Origin of the sequence: Pseudomonas sp. CAU 1711, from assembly GCF_039888625.1 — a bacterium.
In the GTDB taxonomy this organism is placed as follows: Bacteria; Pseudomonadota; Gammaproteobacteria; order Pseudomonadales; family Pseudomonadaceae; genus Aquipseudomonas.
Genome location: NZ_JBDQQT010000014.1, coordinates 86016 through 103053, shown reverse-complemented (window position 1 = coordinate 103053; position 17038 = coordinate 86016). Strand labels below are relative to the sequence as shown.

At 67.3% G+C, this 17038-nt stretch carries 17 protein-coding genes; 8 read left to right on the top strand and 9 right to left on the bottom strand.

Features of this window, described 5'->3' with window-relative positions:
- Positions 1-27: 27 nt before the first annotated feature.
- Complete coding sequence (gene rpmG / locus AAFN46_RS16405; RefSeq protein ID WP_021702025.1) at positions 28-183, bottom strand: 50S ribosomal protein L33; 156 nt, start codon at positions 181-183, stop codon at positions 28-30.
- 10 nt (positions 184-193) lie between these two features.
- On the bottom strand, positions 194-430 hold the full coding sequence (gene rpmB, locus AAFN46_RS16400; RefSeq protein WP_039806568.1) for a 50S ribosomal protein L28: 237 nt from the start codon (positions 428-430) through the stop codon (positions 194-196).
- Positions 431-752: 322 nt separating this feature from the next.
- Here rpmB and AAFN46_RS16395 point away from each other — a divergent pair, with 322 nt between their 5' ends.
- A complete protein-coding gene (locus AAFN46_RS16395; protein WP_347809766.1) occupies positions 753-2330 on the top strand; it encodes an ABC transporter substrate-binding protein in 1578 nt (525 codons plus the stop codon).
- A 6-nt stretch (positions 2331-2336) separates the two neighbouring features.
- Here the strand turns inward: AAFN46_RS16395 and radC are convergent, their stop codons facing one another.
- A complete protein-coding gene (gene radC / locus AAFN46_RS16390; RefSeq protein ID WP_347809765.1) occupies positions 2337-3011 on the bottom strand; it encodes a DNA repair protein RadC in 675 nt (224 codons plus the stop codon).
- Positions 3012-3147: 136 nt separating this feature from the next.
- Between radC and coaBC the strand changes: the two genes are divergently transcribed.
- The 4 genes from coaBC to argB all read left to right on the top strand — a co-directional run bounded on the left by coaBC (position 3148) and on the right by argB (position 8369).
- Entirely contained in the window at positions 3148-4356 is a 1209-nt protein-coding gene (coaBC, locus tag AAFN46_RS16385) for a bifunctional phosphopantothenoylcysteine decarboxylase/phosphopantothenate--cysteine ligase CoaBC (protein ID WP_347809764.1), read from the top strand.
- 23 nt (positions 4357-4379) lie between these two features.
- Positions 4380-4835 carry a dUTP diphosphatase gene (gene dut / locus AAFN46_RS16380; protein WP_347809763.1) on the top strand — a complete coding sequence of 152 codons (456 nt, stop codon included), beginning with the start codon at positions 4380-4382 and terminating at the stop codon, positions 4833-4835.
- Between the two features lie 1207 nt (positions 4836-6042).
- Positions 6043-7440, top strand: a complete 1398-nt coding sequence (gene algC / locus AAFN46_RS16375; protein ID WP_347809802.1) for a phosphomannomutase/phosphoglucomutase — start codon at positions 6043-6045, stop codon at positions 7438-7440.
- Positions 7441-7460: 20 nt separating this feature from the next.
- A complete protein-coding gene (argB, locus tag AAFN46_RS16370) occupies positions 7461-8369 on the top strand; it encodes an acetylglutamate kinase (RefSeq protein WP_347809762.1) in 909 nt (302 codons plus the stop codon).
- Positions 8370-8381: 12 nt separating this feature from the next.
- Here the strand turns inward: argB and AAFN46_RS16365 are convergent, their stop codons facing one another.
- Both AAFN46_RS16365 and pyrE read right to left on the bottom strand, forming a co-directional pair.
- On the bottom strand, positions 8382-8975 hold the full coding sequence (locus tag AAFN46_RS16365; RefSeq protein WP_347809761.1) for a DUF4124 domain-containing protein: 594 nt from the start codon (positions 8973-8975) through the stop codon (positions 8382-8384).
- Between the two features lie 19 nt (positions 8976-8994).
- Complete coding sequence (gene pyrE / locus AAFN46_RS16360; RefSeq protein WP_347809760.1) at positions 8995-9636, bottom strand: orotate phosphoribosyltransferase; 642 nt, start codon at positions 9634-9636, stop codon at positions 8995-8997.
- 104 nt (positions 9637-9740) lie between these two features.
- On the opposite strand from pyrE, the gene AAFN46_RS16355 reads away from it, so the two are divergent.
- Positions 9741-10520 (top strand): exodeoxyribonuclease III, encoded by a 780-nt coding sequence (locus AAFN46_RS16355; RefSeq protein ID WP_347809759.1) that lies wholly within the window; start codon positions 9741-9743, stop codon positions 10518-10520.
- A 10-nt stretch (positions 10521-10530) separates the two neighbouring features.
- Here AAFN46_RS16355 and AAFN46_RS16350 read toward each other — a convergent pair whose 3' ends face one another.
- On the bottom strand, positions 10531-11448 hold the full coding sequence (locus AAFN46_RS16350) for an SdiA-regulated domain-containing protein (protein WP_347809758.1): 918 nt from the start codon (positions 11446-11448) through the stop codon (positions 10531-10533).
- A gap of 128 nt (positions 11449-11576) precedes the next feature.
- Between AAFN46_RS16350 and AAFN46_RS16345 the strand changes: the two genes are divergently transcribed.
- Positions 11577-12560 (top strand): AraC family transcriptional regulator, encoded by a 984-nt coding sequence (locus tag AAFN46_RS16345; RefSeq protein WP_347809757.1) that lies wholly within the window; start codon positions 11577-11579, stop codon positions 12558-12560.
- Positions 12561-12746: 186 nt separating this feature from the next.
- Positions 12747-13781, top strand: a complete 1035-nt coding sequence (locus AAFN46_RS16340; protein ID WP_347809756.1) for a histone deacetylase family protein — start codon at positions 12747-12749, stop codon at positions 13779-13781.
- 14 nt (positions 13782-13795) lie between these two features.
- Here AAFN46_RS16340 and AAFN46_RS16335 read toward each other — a convergent pair whose 3' ends face one another.
- From AAFN46_RS16335 to AAFN46_RS16325, 3 genes are all read right to left on the bottom strand, one after another.
- Entirely contained in the window at positions 13796-14725 is a 930-nt protein-coding gene (locus AAFN46_RS16335) for an SdiA-regulated domain-containing protein (protein WP_347809755.1), read from the bottom strand.
- Between the two features lie 76 nt (positions 14726-14801).
- Positions 14802-15467 (bottom strand): fumarylacetoacetate hydrolase family protein, encoded by a 666-nt coding sequence (locus AAFN46_RS16330; protein WP_347809754.1) that lies wholly within the window; start codon positions 15465-15467, stop codon positions 14802-14804.
- 152 nt (positions 15468-15619) lie between these two features.
- Positions 15620-17014: an FAD-binding oxidoreductase gene (locus tag AAFN46_RS16325; RefSeq protein ID WP_347809753.1), complete on the bottom strand. Its 1395-nt coding sequence runs from the start codon at positions 17012-17014 to the stop codon at positions 15620-15622.
- Between the last annotated feature and the right edge of the window lie 24 nt (positions 17015-17038).

Sequence of the window (17038 nt, the reverse complement as noted above, 5' to 3'; positions counted from 1 at the left end):
GCGGGTTTTTCGCAAGGACCGGATCAATTACTTGATCTTGGCTTCCTTGTAGGTCACGTGCTTGCGGACGACCGGATCGTACTTCTTGATCTCGATCTTGTCCGGGGTGGTGCGCTTGTTCTTGTCGGTGGTGTAGAAGTGGCCGGTACCGGCGCTGGACACCAAACGGATCAGTTCACGCATGATTAGCTCCTTAAACCTTTTCGCCGCGGGCGCGCAGTTCGGACAGAACTACGTCGATGCCACGCTTGTCGATGATGCGCATGCCCTTGGCGGAAACGCGCAGACGCACGAAGCGCTTCTCGGACTCGACCCAGAAGCGATGGTGCTGCAGGTTCGGCAGGAAACGACGACGGGTTTTGTTGTTCGCGTGGGAAATGTTGTTCCCGGTTACCGGACCCTTACCGGTAACTTGACAGACTCTCGACATGCCTCAGCCCTCTAAACCACATGCCCAACCCGGCATGGGTTGGCCGCTTGAACTCAATAGTCATTTGGCGCTCAGCGCCGCGTTTCTCGGGGGTCTTACCGGCGCTTTGCGTCGCCGCTTGACCGGGCCCCTAGAAAAGAGCGCTGCTTTATACCAGAACAGCCACCCCCTCGCAAGAATTGCCGCGCTTCGCCGACACCGGGCGGAGCCTGGAGCGCCACACCATCGCCCTCGGCGGTGGGCGACCGCTCGTCGCCGGATTTCGTTGTCCACCTCCCTGCATTGGTCTAGGGTTGGGCTCTCGTCGATCGGAGGACACGCGATGCGCCTTGCCACCCTGCCCCTGCTGCTCGCCCCGCTGCTGAGCCAGGCCGCCACCCTCAGCGTCTGCAGCGAAGCCAGCCCGGATGGTTTCGACGTGGTGCAGTACAACTCGCTGACCACCACCAATGCCTCGGCCGACGTGCTGATGAACCGCCTGCTCGACTACGACGCCGCAGCCGGCCAGCTGGTGCCCAGCCTGGCCGAGCGCTGGGAGGCCTCCGCCGACGGCCTGAGCTGGACCTTCCAGCTGCGCCCCGGGGTGAAATTCCAGCGCACCGAGTGGTTCACCCCAAGCCGCGAGATGAACGCCGACGACGTGCTGTTCAGCTTCCGGCGCATGCTCGACCCCGCGCACCCCTGGCACCAGGTGGCCGCCAGCGGCTATCCGCACGCCCAGTCGATGCAGTGGCCGAGCCTGATCGAACGCATCGAGTCGCCCACGCCGATGAGCGTGCGCTTCGTGCTCAAGCACCCGGACGCCACCTTCCTCGCCACCCTGAGCATGGGCTTCGCCTCCATCTATAGCGCCGAATACGCCGACCAGCTGCTGGCCGCAGGCACACCGGAAAAGCTCAACAGCCAGCCGGTGGGCACCGGCCCCTTCCTGCTCAAGCGCTTCCAGAAGGATGCGGCGATCCGCTACACGGCCAACCCGGACTATTTCGCCGGCAAGCCGGCCGTCGACGCCCTGGTGTTCGCCATCACCCCCGACGCCAATGTGCGCCTGCAGAAGCTCAAGCGCGGCGAGTGCCAGATCGCCCTGTCGCCCAAGCCGCTGGACGTGCAGGCCGCGCGCACGGACAGCCACCTGGCAGTTAGTGAGACCCCTGCCTTTATGACCGCCTTCGTCGCCCTCAACAGCCAGCATCCGCCGCTGGACAAGCCGCAGGTGCGCCAGGCCATCAACCTGGCCTTCGACAAGGCCAGCTACCTCGACGCAGTGTTCGCCGGCAGCGCCAGCGCGGCCGAAGCCCCCTACCCGCCGAACACCTGGAGCCATGCCAGGGACCTGCCGGGCTACGCCCATGATCCGGCCAGGGCCCGCGCGCTGCTGGCCGAGGCCGGCCTGGCGGAAGGCTTCGCGACCACCATCTGGACCCGCCCCTCGGGCAGCCTGCTGAATCCCAACCCGACCCTCGGCGCCCAGCTGCTGCAGGCCGACCTGGCCAAGGTCGGTATCCGCGCCGAGATCCGCGTGATCGAGTGGGGCGAGCTGATCCGCCGGGCCAAGGCCGGCGAACACGACCTGCTGTTCATGGGCTGGGCCGGCGACAATGGCGACCCGGACAACTTCCTCACCCCGCAGTTCGCCTGCGCCTCGCTGCAGTCCGGGCTGAACTTCGCGCGCTATTGCGACCCGCAGCTGGACAGGCTGATCGCCGAAGGCAAGGCCGTCAGCTCCCAGGAGCGGCGCAGCGCGCTGTACCGCGATGCCCAGGCGCTGATCCAGCAGCAGGCGCTGTGGTTGCCGCTGGCCCACCCGACCGCCTTCGCCCTGCTGCGCAAGGAAGTCGAGGGCTATGCGGTCAGCCCCTTCGGCCGCCAGGACTTCTCCAGGGTCCGCCTGGCGCGCTGAGCGCGGCTACAGCCAACCGCGCTCGGCCAGGGATAGCGGCTCGCCGTCACCGACTATGAAGTGATCGAGCACCCGTACCTCGATCAGGCCGAGCGCCTCCTTCAGCCGCTCGGTGAGCAGGCGGTCGGCCTGGCTGGGCTCGGCCACCCCGGACGGGTGGTTATGCACCAGGATCGCCGCCGCCGCATTGTGCGCCAGGGCCCGCCTGACCACCTGGCGCGGGTAGACGCTGGCGCCGTCGATGGAGCCGAAGAACAGCGCCTCGAAGCAGATCACCCGGTGCTTGGCGTCGAGGAACAGACAACCGAACACCTCGTGCGGCTCGTGGCGCAGGCGCGCCTTGAGGTAGTCGCGCACCGCCTGCGGACTCTCCAGCGCCGAATCGCGCCTGAGCCGTTCGGCCAGATGGCGCCGACCCATCTCCAGCACCGCCTGCAACTGGGCGAACTTGGCCGGCCCCAACCCCAGGCGCTGGCTGAAGCTGCCGAGATCGGCCTCCAGCAGGGCGCGCAGGCCGCCGAAGTCGCTCAGCAGATGGCGCGCCAGGTCCACCGCGCTCTGCCCGGCCACGCCGGTGCGCAGGAAGATCGCCAGCAGCTCGGCGTCGCTCAGCGCCGCCGCCCCCATTTCCAACAACTTCTCCCGCGGGCGCTCCGCCGCGGGCCAATCGCGAATGCTCATGACTTCTCCCTGTCGTGCCGCCCGCTGTTCCACTGCAGGCCCTGTGCTATCTTAGCCCGGCTTTTTCGGCGCGGCGGCCGGCCTGGGGAGGTGTCGTCGTCGCGTTGCCATCCACTGACATTATTAAGGCAGGCCTATGCAGCGGCTGTATCGGAAACGCATCGTCCTGGGCGTCGGCGGCGGCATCGCCGCCTACAAGAGCGCGGAGCTGGTCCGCCGCCTGCGCGACCAGGGCGCCGAGGTGAGGGTGGTGATGACGCGCGGCGGCCGCGAGTTCATCACCCCGCTGACCCTGCAGGCCCTGTCCGGCCACCCGGTGCACCTCGACCTGCTCGACCCGGCCGCCGAGGCCGCCATGGGCCATATCGAGCTGGCCAAGTGGGCCGACCTGGTACTGATCGCCCCGGCCACCGCCGACATCATGGCGCGCCTGGCCCAGGGCGTGGCCGACGACCTGCTGAGCACCCTGGTGCTGGCCACCGACGCCCAGGTCGCCCTGGCGCCGGCGATGAACCAGGCCATGTGGCGCGATGCGGCGACCCAGGCCAATGCCGAGATCCTCACCCAGCGCGGCCTCAAGCTGTTCGGCCCGGCAGCCGGCAGCCAGGCCTGCGGCGACGTCGGCCCCGGGCGCATGCTGGAGGCCGAGGAACTGGCGCAACGCGCCGCCGACTGCTTCCAGTGGCAGGCCCTGACCGGCAGGCATGTGCTGATCACCGCCGGCCCGACCCAGGAAAACATCGACCCGGTGCGTTACATCACCAACCACAGCTCCGGCAAGATGGGCTTCGCCCTGGCCGAGGCCGCCGTCGAGGCCGGTGCCAGGGTGACCCTGGTGACCGGCCCGGTGCACCTGCCAACCCCCGATCGGGTCAACCGCATCGATGTGGTCAGCGCCCGCGACATGCTGGCCGCCTGCGAGGCCGCCATGCCCTGCGACCTGCTGATCGCCTCCGCCGCCGTCGCCGACTACCGCCCCGAGGTGGTGGCCGCGCACAAGATGAAGAAGGACCCCTGCAGCGGCGAGGGCCTGCTCCTGCAACTGGTGCGCAACCCGGACATCCTCGCCACCCTCGCCGGCCGTGAAGATCGCCCTTTCAGCGTGGGCTTCGCCGCAGAAACCGAGAATCTGCTCGGGTATGCTGAGCGCAAGCTGAAGGACAAGAACCTCGACCTGATAGTCGCCAACGACGTGGCCAACCCCAGCATCGGCTTCAACAGCGAGGAAAACGCGATCACCGTGATCGACCGCGACTTGCAGGCCAGCGCCTTCGCCCAGACCAGCAAGAGCAAGATCGCCCGCCAACTGGTGGCCTTCATCGCCGAGCGCCTCAGCCGCGCCTGATCCACTCGTCTACGGAACCCGACATGCACGCTCTGCAAGCCAAGATTCTCGACCCGCGCCTAGGCAGCGACTTCCCCCTGCCGCAGTACGCCACCCCAGGCTCCGCCGGCCTCGACCTGCGCGCCATGCTCAAGCAAGACTGCGTACTGGAACCGGGTCAGACCCTGCTGATCCCCACCGGCCTGTCCATCCATATCGCCGACCCGGGTCTGGCCGCGCTGGTGCTGCCGCGCTCGGGCCTGGGCCACAAGCACGGGGTGGTGCTGGGCAACCTGGTCGGCCTGATCGATTCGGACTACCAGGGCGAGCTGATGGTGTCCTGCTGGAACCGCAGCAACACCGCCTTCACCATCGCCGTCGGCGAGCGCATCGCCCAACTGGTGCTGGTGCCGGTGGTGCAGGCGCACTTCGAACTGGTCGAGGAATTCGACGCCAGCCAACGCGGCGCCGGCGGTTTCGGCCACTCCGGCAGCCACTGACTCGCAAAGGGAGACATGCGTGAAACTGTTCAAGCGTGCAGCCAAGGATAACGAGCAGAACCTCATCACCCCCAGCGCCAAGCCGCCGCGCAAGAACGGCAACGATCCGCAGGCCCTACTGCCCGGCGCCATCGCCGCGCTGCTCGGCATCGGCCTGGGTGCGGCGCTGATCGTCGTCAACCTCAGCGGCGGCGCCCAACAGCAGCAGCAACGGCTGATCGAGGCCTGGGGCGGCAGCCAGGCCAGCGCCCTGCAGCAGGCCCAGCGCCAGCTGCAGGCCGACACCCAGGCCGCGGCCGGCGACCCGACCCTGCTGGCCGCGCTGCACAGCGGCGAGCGCGAGCTGATCGCCAATGCCGAGCGCAGCCTGCTGCGCTGGCAGGGCGTGGTCGACGCCCACCTCAACCTGCCAGGGCAGGCCTCGCTCAACGTCGACCGCCGCGGGCCGATGAACTTCGCCGCGCTGGACATGCTGCGGCGCCTGGAGAGCGGCCAGGCGCCGGCGGTGGAGGCCTACAAGATCGGCGACCGCTGGCTGGCCTACAGCGCCGCCCCGCTGCGCAGCCCGGACAGTGCGCGCGCCCAGGGCACCCTGCTGCTGGTGGTCGATCTCGAACGCCTGCTCGCCACCCTGCCGGCCCTGCCCGCGGACGCCGGCCAGCTGCAGCTTCAGCAGCAGTTCGCCAACGGCGCGCCCCAACTGCTGCTGCAACGCGGCACTCCGGCGGCCGACGGCCAGGCCGTGGCCTTCGACAGCGGCAACCCCAACTGGCGCCTGGAGTTCACCTCTGGTCCGGCCAGCGGCGCCGCCCTGTCGCCTATGATTCTCGCCATCGCCGTGCTACTGAGCCTGGCCGGCGCCCTGCTCGGCCTGATGCTGACCCGCAACCATCTGCTCGGCCGCTTGCGTGGCGACGTGCAACAACTGGCCGGCATGCTCCAGGAACTGGCCGCCGGCAAATCGGTCAAGGCCTTCAGCCTGCATTTCGCCGCTCTGGACGGCCTGGCGCAGAGCCTGGCGCGCCTGCCGCGCGGACGCCAGGAAGCGCCCCGCACCGACAATGGCGCCAGCGCCAACGGCGCGAAGAAGGTCGCACCACCGCCGGTGGAACCGCTGGCCGACCCGCTGTTCCAGGCCACCGACATTCTCGATATCGACATCCTCGACGAGGACCAGGACCTCCTCGGCCTCGACCAACCCGCAATCATGGAAAACGCAGTGCAGAATCCTCCCAAGCTCCCCGCCAGCATCTTCCGCGCCTACGACATCCGTGGCGTGGTCGGCGACACTCTAACCCCCGAAGCCGCCTACTGGATCGGCCGCGCCATCGGCTCCGAGAGCCTGGCCCAGGGCGAACCCAGGGTCGCCGTCGGCCGCGACGGTCGGCTTTCCGGCCCGCAGCTGGTGCAGCAACTGATCCAGGGCCTGCTCGACTGCGGCTGCCAGGTCACCGACATCGGCATGGTGCCGACCCCGGTGCTGTACTTCGCCACCCATGTGCTGGAAGGCAAGTCCGGAGTGATGCTTACCGGCAGCCACAACCCGCCGGACTACAACGGCTTCAAGATCGTCATCGCCGGCGACACCCAGGCGGGCGAACAGATCCAGGCACTGAAGGCGCGCATCGACGGCAACGACCTGGCCAGCGGCGTCGGCAGCGTCGAGCAACTCGACATCCTCGACCGTTACTTCGCCCAGATCCGCGACGACATCGCCATGGCCAAGGCCATGAAGGTGGTGGTCGACTGCGGCAACGGCGTGGCCGGGGTGATCGCCCCCAGGCTGGTCGAGGCCCTGGGCTGCAGCGTGATCCCACTGTACTGCGAGGTGGACGGCACCTTCCCCAACCACCACCCGGACCCGGGCAAGCCGGAGAACCTCAAGGACCTGATCGCCCGCGTGCAGAGCGAAGGCGCCGACCTGGGCCTGGCCTTCGACGGCGACGGCGACCGCGTCGGCGTGGTGACCAACAGGGGCACCATGGTCTTCCCCGATCGCCTGATGATGCTGTTCGCCAAGGATGTGGTGTCGCGCAACCCGGGCGCCGACATCATCTACGACGTCAAGTGCACCCGCCGCCTGGGCGCCCTGATCAGCGGCTACGGCGGCCGCCCGGTGATGTGGAAGACCGGTCACTCGCTGATCAAGAAGAAGATGAAGGAGACCGGCGCCCTGCTGGCCGGCGAGATGAGCGGGCATATCTTCTTCAAGGAGCGCTGGTTCGGCTTCGACGACGGCATCTACAGCGCCGCGCGCCTGCTTGAGGTGCTCAGCCAGGACCGCCGCGACGCCGAGCAGGTGTTCTCCGCCTTCCCGCTGGATATCTCCACCCCGGAAATCAATGTCACGGTCACCGACGAGAGCAAGTTCCGCCTGATCGACCGCCTGCAGCGCGACGGCGTGTGGGGCGAGGCCAACCTGACCACCCTGGACGGCGTGCGCGTCGACTACCCCAAGGGCTGGGGCCTGGTGCGCGCCTCCAACACCACCCCGGTGCTGGTGCTGCGCTTCGAGGCGGAGAGCGAGGACGAGCTCACGCGCATCAAGGAAGTGTTCCGCGCCCAGCTGTACAACGTCGCGCCCGACCTCAACCTGCCGTTCTGACCCGTTTTATGGAGCATCCCATGAACCTCGATCGTGAAGCCGCCGCCCAAGTCGCCAAGGTCCTGTCCGAGGCGCTGCCCTATATCCGCCGCTTCGTCGGCAAGACTCTGGTGATCAAGTACGGCGGCAACGCCATGGAGAGCGACGAGCTGAAGGAAGGCTTCGCCCGCGACATCGTGCTGATGAAGGCGGTCGGCATCAATCCGGTGGTGGTGCACGGCGGCGGCCCGCAGATCGGCGACCTGCTCAAGCGGCTGAGCATCGAGAGCCATTTCATCGACGGCATGCGCGTCACCGACAGCCAGACCATGGACGTGGTGGAGATGGTCCTCGGCGGCCAGGTCAACAAGGACATCGTCAACCTGATCAACCGCCACGGCGGCAGCGCCATCGGCCTGACCGGCAAGGACGCCGAGCTGATCCGCGCCAAGAAGCTCAAGGTCAGCCGCCAGACCCCGGAGATGACCCAGCCGGAGATCATCGATATCGGCCATGTCGGCGAAGTGACCGGAGTCAACACCGAACTGCTCAACATGCTGGTGCACGGCGACTTCATTCCGGTGATCGCCCCCATCGGCGTGGGCGCCGACGGCGAGTCCTACAACATCAACGCCGACCTGGTGGCCGGCAAGGTGGCCGAGGCGCTGAAGGCTGAGAAGCTGATGCTGCTGACCAATATCGCCGGCCTGATGGACAAGCAGGGCGAGGTGCTGACCGGCCTGACCACCGAGCAGGTGGACAGCCTGATCGCCGACGGCACCATCTACGGCGGCATGCTGCCGAAGATCCGCTGCGCCCTGGAGGCGGTGCAGGGCGGCGTGACCAGCGCGCATATCATCGATGGCCGGGTGCCCAATGCGGTACTGCTGGAGATCTTCACCGACAGCGGGGTCGGCACCCTGATCAGCAACCGCAAGCGCCATCACTGATGGCGCCCTGGCTCAGCGCTCGCCGAGCAGCTTGACCAGGCGCGCGCGGTCGGCGGCGAAGGAGGCCTCTGCCGCCTTGCGGCTGTCGCGATAGCGCTGGATATCCTTCTCAGCGTTGGCCTGTTCGACCTTGAGGTTGTCGATCTGCACCAGCAGGTGCTCGGGCACCTGGCGCCCGGCACGCTCGAACTCGGCGGCCTTGCCCTGCAGGTTGCCCTGCTGGATGCGCAGCGAGTGCAGGTTGCTCTGCGCCACACCGATCAGACCATCGAGCTCGGCCAGCTTGCGATCACGGGCGCGGTCGACGTCGGCCGGCTCGGAATAGATGCGCAGCAACTGGGCATCGGACTGGGCCTTGGCCTTCTCCTCGGCCAGCCGCTGGCGCTCCTCCAGGCTCGGCGCCGGGGGCACCACGCGCACCACCCTGCCCTCCGGGCTGAGAACCTCGTAGCCCTTGGAGATATGCTCGGGCGGCACGCCCTGACGGCTCAGAACGACCCGCCCCTGATCGTCCTTGTAGCGGTAGTACTCGGCGCCGCCGGCCGCGAACGCGGCATGCGGCAACACAGAGCAAAACAGGGCCAGGAGTGCGACCGATCTGAGCATGGTGTTCCCTTGTCGTGATTCAGATGCCGTACTGCGCGCGGTAGGCCTCCACCGCCGGCAGGTGTTTCTTCAGATCGGCATCGTCGGCCAGATAATCCAGCACCTGCTGCAACGAGACAATACTGACCACCGGCATGCCGTAATCGCGCTCCACCTCCTGGATCGCCGACAGCTCGCCCTGGCCGCGCTCCTGGCGGTTCAGCGCGATCAGCACGCCGGCCGCCCGGGCACCCTGGGCCTGGATGATCTGCATCACCTCGCGGATCGCGGTGCCGGCGGTGATCACGTCGTCGACTATCATCACCCGCCCGGCCAGCGCTGCGCCGACCAGGGTGCCGCCCTCGCCGTGATCCTTGGCCTCCTTGCGGTTGAAGCACCAGGGCAGGTCGCGCCCGTGCTGCTCGGCCAGCGCCACGGCGGTGGCCGCGGCCAGCGGGATGCCCTTGTAGGCCGGGCCGAACAGCACGTCGAAGTCGATGCCGGCATCGACCAGCGCCGATGCGTAGAAACGCCCCAGCTTGGCCAAGGCCAAGCCGCTGTCGAACAGGCCGGCATTGAAGAAGTAGGGGCTGGTGCGCCCGGACTTGAGGGTGAACTCACCGAAACGCAGCACGCCGCGCTCGATGGCAAACCGGATGAATTCGCGTTGATACGCCTGCATGCAAAGCTCCGCAAGGCACGGATTGGGCTACTGATTTAGCTATGAATTTAGCTAATGGGAATGAGCTCGGGTATCATACACGCTGGTGTTTTTGGGGGCCATTTATGCGGATCATCAGCGTGAACGTGAATGGTATTCAGGCCGCGGTCGAGCGAGGATTGCTCAGCTGGCTGCAGGCCCAGAATGCCGACGTGATCTGCCTGCAGGATACAAGAGTCTCCTCCTTCGAACTGGACGACCCAGCCTACCAACTGGATGGTTACTTCCTCTATGCGGCCGATGCCGAGGTGCCGAGCCAAGGTGGCGTGGCGCTTTACTCGCGCCTGCAACCCAAGGCGGTGATCCACGGCCTGGGCTTCGAGATGGCCGACCGTTACGGGCGCTACCTGCAGGCCGACTTCGACAAGGTGAGCATCGCCACCCTGTTGCTGCCGTCCGGCCAGGGCGGCGACGAAGGACTGAACCACAAGTTCAAGTTCATCGACGACTTCACCGGCTATCTGGACAAGCAGCGGCGCAAGCGCCGCGAGTACATCTACTGCGGCTCGCTGTACGTGGCGCACCAGAAGCTGGACGTGAAGAACTGGCGCGACTGCCAGCAGCTGCCGGGCTTCCTCGCCCCGGAGCGCGCCTGGCTGGACGAGGTGGTAGGCAACATGGGCTATATCGACGCCCTGCGCGAAGTCAGCCGCGAAGGCGACCAGTACAGCTGGTGGCCGGACAGCGAGCAGGCGGAGATGCTCAACCTCGGCTGGCGCTTCGACTACCAGCTGCTTACCCCCGGCCTGCGCCGCGTGGTGCGCAACGCCAAGCTGCCGCGGCAGCCGCGTTTCTCCCAGCACGCCCCGCTGATCGTCGACTACGACTGGCTGCTCAACGTCTGAGCGGCCGGCCTCAGGGCCTCTTCTCGAAGCGATAGAACAGGTTCGGCTCGCTGACCAGATACAGCCGACCGGCGTCGTCCAGCGCCACCCCTTCCGCCTGCGGCACGCCCTTCTCCAGGCCGTGCCGGCCGCCGAGCAGCGACAGCGAGCTGATCGGCCGGCCATCGGCGTTCAGCTCCAGCACCAGGCGCGACTCGTCCGACAGGGCCAGCAGGTGGCCGCTGGCCACGTCGTACTGCAGGCTGGACAGGTCGCGCAGGAACAGGTGGCCGTCGCGCTCGCGATCGTCCAGCACGTGCACGGTGAACGGCTGGCTGCGGTCGATGCGAGGGAAGCCATAGATCTCGTAGATGCTCAGCGGGTCGCGCTCCTTGGCGGCGAACAGGCGCCGGTTGAGCGGATCGTAGGCCAACCCCTCGAAACCCTTGTTGCCGTTCAGGCCCAGGCCCAGCGACAGCTGCTCGGAGTCGGCGGCATCCACATGCCGGGTCGTCTCGCTCAGATGCACGCGGAACAGACGCTGCTGGCGCTCGTCGGCGATCACATAGAGGTCGCGACCGATGTACTCGATCGCCTCCGGATCGCCGAAGCCGGTCAGGGCGACGCGGCGCAGCAAGCGGCCGTCCAGCGACAGCTCGACGAGCTCGGGACTCTTGTTGGTCACGCTGAACAGCGTGCCGCGGTCGGGATCGAAGGTCAGCGCCGAGACCTCGGCATCCAGCCCCTCGACCGGCCGCGCCTGGACCACCGCGCGGTAGTCCGGTAACCAGATCGAAACCTCACGCCACTCGGCCGCATGGCGCCATTCTTGCACCGCAAACCAGCCCCGCTCGAACAACCGCCACTGCTGGGCGACCAGCAGCAGGCCGAGGAGCACGAGCACAGCCAGCAGGGACAGCAGGAAACGGGGTTGAGTCAGACGGCGCATGAGGGAAGTCCGAGCGAGGCCATGCCGCATTGAAGCAGGCACAGCTGAATTCAAGCTTAAGGGCCGCCGTCACTTAACACCACGCAGTGGAAACGCCAGCCATGTCAGTGTTACCGCAAGAGCGCGTCATGACCACCCTGCACACCGTCGCCCTGGCCGTGCAGGTCCTGCAGCGTATGGGCGTGCCCGCCGAGCGGGTGCTGGCCAGCAGCGGCATCCAGCCGGGCGACCTGGAAAGCCCGACCCGCCTGATCAGTCACGCCCAGGAACTGCGCGTGCTGGCCAACGCCCTGGCGGCCAGCGCCGACCCGGCTCTGGGCCTGCTGCTGGGCAAGCGCATGCATGTCTCGGCCTACGGCATGCTCGGCTATACCCTGCTGGCCAGCCGCAATTTGGGCGAAGCGCTGCGCCTGGCCATCGCCCACCCGGCGCTGCTCGGCAGCTACTTCCAGCTCGATCTGCACACCCAGGATGGCGAGGCGCGCCTGAGTGCCGCCGGCTACCGCTACGACCCGGCCCTGACCCTGTTCAACACCGAGCTGTGCCTGGCCTCGCTGCTCACCGTGGTGCAGGACCTGCTCGGCGAGGCGGTGCGCCCGCGCCGCCTGCTGCTGACCTACCAGGCCCCGGCGCATGCCGCCCGCTACGGCGAGTGGCTCGGCTGCCCGGTGGAGTTCGGCGCCGAGTGCAACGCCCTGTGCTTCGCTCCGACCCTGCTGGAGCGCCCCCTGCCGCTGGCCGACCCGGTCAGCTACCAGCACGGCCTGCAGCAGTGCATGCGGCTGGAGGCCCAACTGCACAGCCGCCACGACCTGCGCGAGCTGATCCGCCAGCAGCTGGCCGACGACCTGGCCGGCTGCGCCAACCTGGAGCGCGTCGCCACCCGCCTACACCGCTCCGAGCGCACCCTGCGCCGCCATCTGCGGCAGCTCGACACCAGCTTCCAGCATCTACTCGACGAGGTGCGCTACGACAAGGCGCGCCAGCTGCTGCTCAACACCGACCTGCCGATCTACCTGATCGCCGAGCAGCTCGGCTACAGCGAGACGGCCAGCTTCCGCCACGCCTTCCAGCGCTGGAGCGGTCAGGCCCCGAGCGAACTGCGGCGCTGAGCGCCGGTCGCGCATCTTGGCCGAATTTATCCCCTATTGACCGCTTCTACCGTTCTGCCCCCCGCGCCACCCGCCTAGAATCCTCGCCAGCGCCCGCCCACGACATAGACTTCTCTATGTAAAACAGATGCTTACCTGGCCGGGCGCGCTGCCATGCATAGCCCCTGTCGAGCCGAGGAGCCCGCGATGCTGACCATCTACAGCGACGACCATCACCTGCACCACGGCAAGTACGAGCTGATCGACGGCCAGCTCACGCCCTGCTTCGAGAAGCCCAGCCGCGCCGACATGGTCCTGGCGCGGGCGAAGAAGGTCGGCCTCGGCGAGATCATGGTGCCGCGCGAGTTCGGCCTGGCGCCGATCCTGCGGGTGCACGACGAGGGCTTCGTGCACTTCCTCGAGGGTGCCTGGGCCGAGTGGCAGGCCCTTGGCCGCGAACACGACATGCTGCCCTTCACCTGGCCCAACCGGCGCCTGCGCCAGCGCATTCCGGAGTGCGTCGACGGCAAGCTCGGCTACTACAGCTTCGACGCCGGCGTGCCCATCACCGCCGGCACCTGGCAGGCGGTGAGCAGCTCGGTGAACGTCGCCCTGACCGGCCAGGCCGAGCTGGCCAAGGGCGCACGCGGGGTGTTCGCGCTGTGCCGGCCGCCGGGCCATCACGCCGCCGCCGACTACATGGGCGGCTACTGCTACCTGAACAACGCCGCCATCGCCGCCCAGGCCATGCTCGACCAGGGCGCCCGCCGGGTGGCCATACTCGACGTCGACTACCACCACGGCAACGGCACCCAGGACATCTTCTACGACCGCGCCGACGTGCTGTTCGCCTCGATCCACGGCGACCCGCGCGTCGAGTACCCCTTCTTCCTCGGCTACGCCGACGAGAAGGGCGAGGGCGTCGGCCGCGGCTTCAACTGCAACTACCCGCTGGCCGCCGGCAGCGACTGGTCGGCCTGGGGGCAGGCGCTGGCCGCCGCCTGCCGGCAGATCGCCGCCTACGCGCCGGACGCGCTGATCGTCTCGCTGGGCGTGGACACCTTCAAGGAAGACCCGATCTCGCAGTTCAAGCTGGACAGCCCGGACTACCTGCGCATGGGCGAGATCATCGGCGCGCTGGGCCTGCAGACCCTGTTCGTGATGGAGGGCGGCTACGCGGTGGAGGAAATCGGTATCAACGCCATCAATGTGCTGCAGGGCTTCGATAGCGTGGCACGCTGAATGCGCTGCGTGCCTCAACCCGGGGGCACGCTGAAAGGCTCGTCCTTGCGAAACACATAGAACAGGTTCGGCTCGCTGACCATGTAGAGGGTGCCCTGCTCGTCCATGGCCACGCCCTCGGCGCGCGGGATGCGGCTTTGCAGACCGCTCTGGCCACCGAGCAGACTGATGAAGCTGACCGGCTCGCCGTGCTCGTCCAGTTCCAGCAGCAGGTGCGACTGGGCGGAAAGCGCGAGGATATGCCCGGTACGCGGGTCGACGCTGAGCGCCGAGAGATTGCGCATACCCAGGCCGTAGCTCGGCAGCGGCCGCAGCTCCTGCTCGAGCAACTGCCGGCCGTCGCTGCCCAGGCTGAACAACGCGGTGGGCTCGCGCTCCTTGCCGAGCAGCAGGCGCTGTCGCGCCGGATCCCAGGCGACACCCTCGAAGCCCTTGTTGCCGGCGTCGGCAAAGCCCAGGTCGAAGGGCTCGGCGTCGAGGATATTCAGCTCGCGGGTGTCCGGGTTGAGTTCGAAGAGCGACAGGCTGTGCTTGCGCTCATCGGCCAGGGCGATCATGCCGTTCTCCAGCACGGCCAGCCCTTCCGGGTTGGCGAAACCCTTGAGCGCGATACGCCGCAGCACCTCGCCGCTGCGGCTCAGCTCCACCAGCACGGGCAGCTTGCCGGTGACGGCGAACAGGGTGCCGGTCAGCGGGCTGTAGGCCAGGTCGGAAGCCTCGTCGTGCTCCAGGCCGGCCAGCGGCTTGCCTTCGATGCTGGCGCGATAGCCCGGCAGCCAGATGCTGGTGGCGCGCTCGGCGACGGGCAGGTTCCGCTCCTTGAACCACAGCAGGGCGCGATCGTCCCAGTGCAGGTAACGGACGAGGGCGCTGGCGCAGGCGGCAGCGATTACCAGCGCCAGGGCCAGGAGCCGGCGGCGGGACAGGGGGAAAGCGAGGGACATCGGAAGAGGCTCGGGAGATCGAGCCTCTCAGACTACTGGGTGCGGGTGAAAGTTCTGTGAAGCGCCGACCGCGACCTCAGAGCACCCGACTGACGAAGCGCGACAGACCGACCAGCTCGATCTCCAGGCTCTCGCCGCTGCTCAGCGGGCCGACGCCGGCCGGGGTGCCGGTGGACACCACGTCGCCCGGCTGCAGGCTGAAGTGGCCGGCGATATGCTGGATCAGCGGAACGATGGGATTGAGCATGTCGCGGCTGTTGCCGTCCTGGCGCAGCTGGCCATCGATGCTCAGGCGAATGCCGATATCGCGCACATCCTCCACCGCGTCGGCCGCGACGAAGGGCGCCAGCACATAGGCGCCGTCGAAGCTCTTGGCCAGCTCCCAGGGCAGGCCCTTTTCCTTCAGCTTCGCCTGCACGTCGCGCAGGGTCAGGTCCAGCGCCGGGGCGTAGCCGGAGATGGCGTCGAGCACTTCCTCTGCGGAGGGCTTCTTCGACAGCGGCTTGCCGATCAGCACGGCGATCTCCGCCTCGAAGTGCACGGCGCCGCGCTCCTGCGGAATGGCGAAACCCTCATCCATCGGCACGGTGCAGGAACCGGGCTTGATAAACAGCAGCGGCTCGGTCGGGATCGGGTTGTTCAGCTCGGCGGCATGCTCGGCGTAGTTGCGCCCGACGCAGACCACCTTGCCCAGCGGGAAGTGGATCGGCGTGCCGTCGGTGTACTGGTGCTGGTAGCTCATGGACCACTCCTAGGATGGGGGCATTGATTTCCCTCTCCCTCTGGGAGAGGGCCAGGGTGAGGGTGTCGCAAGCGACTCGGAGTAGCCTGGAAATCCCTCACCCCTGCGCGGGCCGCCCCGCCCCTCTCCCATGGGGAGAGGGGTGGTAAGGCTCAGAGGGGGAAGATCTTGCCGGGATTCATGATGCCGTTCGGATCGAACACCTGCTTGATCGCCTTCATATAGGCGATCTCGGCCTCCGAACGGCTGTAGTGCAGATAGTCGCGCTTGGTCATGCCCACGCCGTGTTCGGCGGAGATCGAGCCGTTGTACTTCTGCACGGTCTCGAACACCCACTTATTGACGATCGCGCACTTGGCGAAGAACTCGTCCTTGGACAGGTTCTCCGGCTTCAAGATGTTCAGGTGCAGGTTACCGTCGCCGATATGACCGAACCACACCACCTCGAAGTCCGGGTAGTTTTCTTCGACGATGCGGTCGATGTCGTGCAGGAAGGCCGGCACCTGGCCGACGGTGACCGAGATGTCGTTCTTGTACGGGGTCCAGTGGCTGATGGTCTCGGAGATGTACTCGCGCAGCTTCCACAGGTTCTCCAGCTGCTGCTGGCTCTGGCTCATCACGCCGTCCAGCACCCAGCCCTGCTCGACGCAGTGTTCGAAGGTCTCCAGCGCCTGGTTGGCGACTTCCTCGGTGGTGGCCTCGAACTCCAGCAGGGCGTAGAACGGGCAGTCGGTTTCGAAGGCCGGCGGCACATCGCCGCGGGCCATGATCTTGGCCAGGGCCTTGTCCGAGAAGAACTCGAAGGCGGTCAGGTCCAGCTTGTTCTGGAAGGCGTGCAGCACCGGCATGATCGAGTCGAAGTCCGGGGTGCCGAGGACCATGGCGGTGAGGTTCTTCGGCGCGCGCTCCAGGCGCATGGTGGCTTCGACAACGAAGCCCAGGGTCCCCTCGGCGCCGATAAACAGCTGACGCATGTCGTAGCCGGTGGCGTTCTTGATCAGGTCGCGGTTCAGCTCCAGCAGCTCGCCGGCGCCGGTGACCACCTTCATGCCGGCCACCCAGTTGCGGGTCATGCCGTAGCGGATCACCTTGATGCCGCCAGCGTTGGTGCCGATATTGCCGCCCAGTTGGCTGGAACCACTGGAAGCGAAGTCCACCGGGTAGTACAGGCCCTTGTCCTCGGCGAACTGCTGCAGCTGCTTGGTCACCACCCCCGGCTGGCACACCACGGTGCGGTCGTATTCGTTGAAAGCGAGTATCTGGTTCATGTAGTCGAACGCCACCACCACTTCGCCGTTGGCCGCCACGGCGGCGGCGGACAGGCCGGTGCGGCCGCCCGAGGGCACCAGGGCGACCTTGTGGGCGTTGGCCCAGCGCACGATGGCCTGCACCTGCTCGATGGTCTTGGGGAAGACGATGGCCGAGGGCGCCGGGGCGAAGTGCTTGGTCCAATCCTTGCCGTAGGCGTCGAGGGAGGCGGCGTCGGTCAGCACCTTGCCGGCATCCACCAGGGTCTTCAGCTCGTCGATCAGGGCGGGATTGGTCATCTGGGAACTCTCAAACGGTTCATG

Excerpts from the sequence above, each read along its gene's own strand:
- rpmG (WP_021702025.1), bottom strand. The coding sequence starts at position 183 with ATGCGTGAACTGATCCGTTTGGTGTCCAGCGCCGGTACCGGCCACTTC.
- rpmB (WP_039806568.1), bottom strand. The coding sequence starts at position 430 with ATGTCGAGAGTCTGTCAAGTTACCGGTAAGGGTCCGGTAACCGGGAAC.
- AAFN46_RS16395 (WP_347809766.1), top strand. The coding sequence starts at position 753 with ATGCGCCTTGCCACCCTGCCCCTGCTGCTCGCCCCGCTGCTGAGCCAG.
- radC (WP_347809765.1), bottom strand. The coding sequence starts at position 3,011 with ATGAGCATTCGCGATTGGCCCGCGGCGGAGCGCCCGCGGGAGAAGTTG.
- coaBC (WP_347809764.1), top strand. The coding sequence starts at position 3,148 with ATGCAGCGGCTGTATCGGAAACGCATCGTCCTGGGCGTCGGCGGCGGC.
- dut (WP_347809763.1), top strand. The coding sequence starts at position 4,380 with ATGCACGCTCTGCAAGCCAAGATTCTCGACCCGCGCCTAGGCAGCGAC.
- algC (WP_347809802.1), top strand. The coding sequence starts at position 6,043 with ATGGAAAACGCAGTGCAGAATCCTCCCAAGCTCCCCGCCAGCATCTTC.
- argB (WP_347809762.1), top strand. The coding sequence starts at position 7,461 with ATGAACCTCGATCGTGAAGCCGCCGCCCAAGTCGCCAAGGTCCTGTCC.
- AAFN46_RS16365 (WP_347809761.1), bottom strand. The coding sequence starts at position 8,975 with ATGCTCAGATCGGTCGCACTCCTGGCCCTGTTTTGCTCTGTGTTGCCG.
- pyrE (WP_347809760.1), bottom strand. The coding sequence starts at position 9,636 with ATGCAGGCGTATCAACGCGAATTCATCCGGTTTGCCATCGAGCGCGGC.
- AAFN46_RS16355 (WP_347809759.1), top strand. The coding sequence starts at position 9,741 with ATGCGGATCATCAGCGTGAACGTGAATGGTATTCAGGCCGCGGTCGAG.
- AAFN46_RS16350 (WP_347809758.1), bottom strand. The coding sequence starts at position 11,448 with ATGCGCCGTCTGACTCAACCCCGTTTCCTGCTGTCCCTGCTGGCTGTG.
- AAFN46_RS16345 (WP_347809757.1), top strand. The coding sequence starts at position 11,577 with ATGACCACCCTGCACACCGTCGCCCTGGCCGTGCAGGTCCTGCAGCGT.
- AAFN46_RS16340 (WP_347809756.1), top strand. The coding sequence starts at position 12,747 with ATGCTGACCATCTACAGCGACGACCATCACCTGCACCACGGCAAGTAC.
- AAFN46_RS16335 (WP_347809755.1), bottom strand. The coding sequence starts at position 14,725 with ATGTCCCTCGCTTTCCCCCTGTCCCGCCGCCGGCTCCTGGCCCTGGCG.
- AAFN46_RS16330 (WP_347809754.1), bottom strand. The coding sequence starts at position 15,467 with ATGAGCTACCAGCACCAGTACACCGACGGCACGCCGATCCACTTCCCG.
- AAFN46_RS16325 (WP_347809753.1), bottom strand. The coding sequence starts at position 17,014 with ATGACCAATCCCGCCCTGATCGACGAGCTGAAGACCCTGGTGGATGCC.